General features: G+C 47.7%; 1 protein-coding gene and 1 pseudogene. Both read left to right on the top strand.

The features are described 5' to 3' along the window. On the top strand, nt 1–1,998 hold a 1,998-nt coding region (locus B7C60_RS13810), incomplete at its 5' end, for a condensation domain-containing protein (RefSeq protein WP_245869468.1). Further along, nucleotides 1,995–2,111 (top strand): annotated as a pseudogene (gene fecE / locus B7C60_RS19420) (Fe(3+) dicitrate ABC transporter ATP-binding protein FecE); the annotation flags it as partial. The gene B7C60_RS13810 and the pseudogene fecE, both read left to right, overlap by 4 nt.

A 2,111-nucleotide genomic window follows, 5' to 3' on the forward strand; every position in this document is an offset into this window, starting at 1 on the left:
GAACTACTGGATGAAATCGAGCAGCAGTGGCAAATGGCGGAGTCTGGAACATTATCGCTCCCTCATGCTGAAGCGTTGAGTATCTTGGTCACTTGGAGTATCGATCCTGCGATACATTTGCGTGCGGAAAAAATGCCAGCAGAAACGCTGCGTCTTGCGCCTTTGCACAGTGACTTTGACCTGATTCTGGCTCTAGGAATAAGCTGTGACAACCACTTACTACTTGAACTGACCACGGGTGAACGTCTTTCACCGTATATTGGTAGCTGGTTGCTTGAGCAATTTATTGATTCTCTAGTGCAGGATATTCGTCCTGAATCCACCACGTCATCATGGGTACGCATGACACACCCAATAGATCGTCAAGTGAATGAGCGTGAGCACATCGCTCAGCGGATAGCTGAGGCATTTGGTCAGGCACTTAATGTGCCCGAGTTTTCTGTACATAACAATTTTTTCGATTTTGGTGGGCATTCTCTGATTGCTACCCGTGTGATCGGCAAGCTAAAAAGCGAACATCAAATTAAAGTGCATATCAACGACCTATTCAGCCAGCCAACGGCTTGGGGCTTGGCTAATCATGCGGTTGCGCTGAGCCATTCACTCGTTCAACCGATAAAAAATGAGGGGGCTCCGCCCATACGCACAAACGTACCGCTCTCTTTTGCACAGGCGTCACTGTGGAAAGCTTATGCTGCATTTGGTTACAACGAACTGTTTAATATTCCATTCGCGCTGCGTTTTTTAGATCGTGTTGATGAGGAGATATTCAGACAAGCTTTTGAAGATGTCATGTACCGTCATTCTGCACTGCGGACGCTTTTTATGATGGAGGGGGAAACGGTCAAACAGTCTGTGGTGCCAGAAAAAGAACTCAGTGGCTATCGCTGGTTTTGGCGCTCTGATGAAGCGGGTCAGGTTGATTGTCAGGCAGTACTCAATCAAGAGGCCGCGCACGTCTTTGATTTAAGTGCTGAATTGCCTGTTCGACTCCGTTTTGTACGAGATCAAACCTCGGGTATGCAGTACTTATCTTTCTTGTTCCACCATGTCGTACTGGATGAATGGTCGGTAAACCTGCTGATGGATGATTTGCGCGAGGCGTATCAGGCTAGGGCGAAAGGCTATGCGCCGCAATGGCAGAGCCAACCATTGGCGTTCAGTGAATACGCCGTTCAGCAGCATGACAGCGGACGGAATGAATCCCACTTAGCGTATTGGTTAGCTCAATTTGAGGGGGTTCCACTCCATGTCCCGCTGCTGCCTGAGTTGCAAAATCAACCGAATTCTGAGCCCTCGGATGCCGGTGGCTGGGTAGAATTTAAACTCAGTACCGAAGTGGTACAAGGATTGTATCAGTTGGCTCGTGAGCAAGGTGCTTCACTGTTTAATGTGGTCTATGCCGCAATTTCGCTGGCACTGAAACAGTTGGGTGCTCCAAGTAAACTGATTGTCGGGACACCAATGTCAGGACGTATTGATGGCAATTTTTTTGACACGGTAGGCTATTTCACCACCTTGGCGATGCATGTGGTGCACTTTGATCAAGCACAGTCGGTGGCGGAATTGATTACACAGATAAAAAATACTATCAATCAATCGTTAGATTATGCTGATGTACCGATTGATTGGGTAGAAGATGCCTTACTGGGTGAACGAACACGTAAACAGCACCTATTTGAAGTGATGATCCAACTGCATGCGAAGAACAAGCTGCACGGAGAGCTGGTCGGCGAGCAGACCATGGTGCGATTTGAGCAGGTTGACCCAGAGAAGAGTGAGTCGGCGTTGGGCTTGCAGTTTGAGGTCATGGAAGAGCGTGTCGGTGGTGAAGATCGTATCCGAGTTTTGATGAGCTATCGTCGTGATCGGTATGGGGATGCTCAGGTCAAAACGTTAACACATACCACTCAGCGTATGTTAGAACGTTTTGCTCAGCCACAATCTGGCAATCAATGGATCCATGAGCTGCTCAATCTTGAGGAGCTTAGGTCATGAGTATTAAGCAGAATGCGCGTTTACAGGGTAGCCATTTACGTCTTGGCTATGAAAGTCATACCGTGTTTGATGATATTGATGTCTGTATTCCTGATCATCAATTCACCGTGATT

This window comes from Vibrio fujianensis (genome assembly GCF_002749895.1).
GTDB classification, from domain to species: domain Bacteria; phylum Pseudomonadota; class Gammaproteobacteria; order Enterobacterales; family Vibrionaceae; genus Vibrio; species Vibrio fujianensis.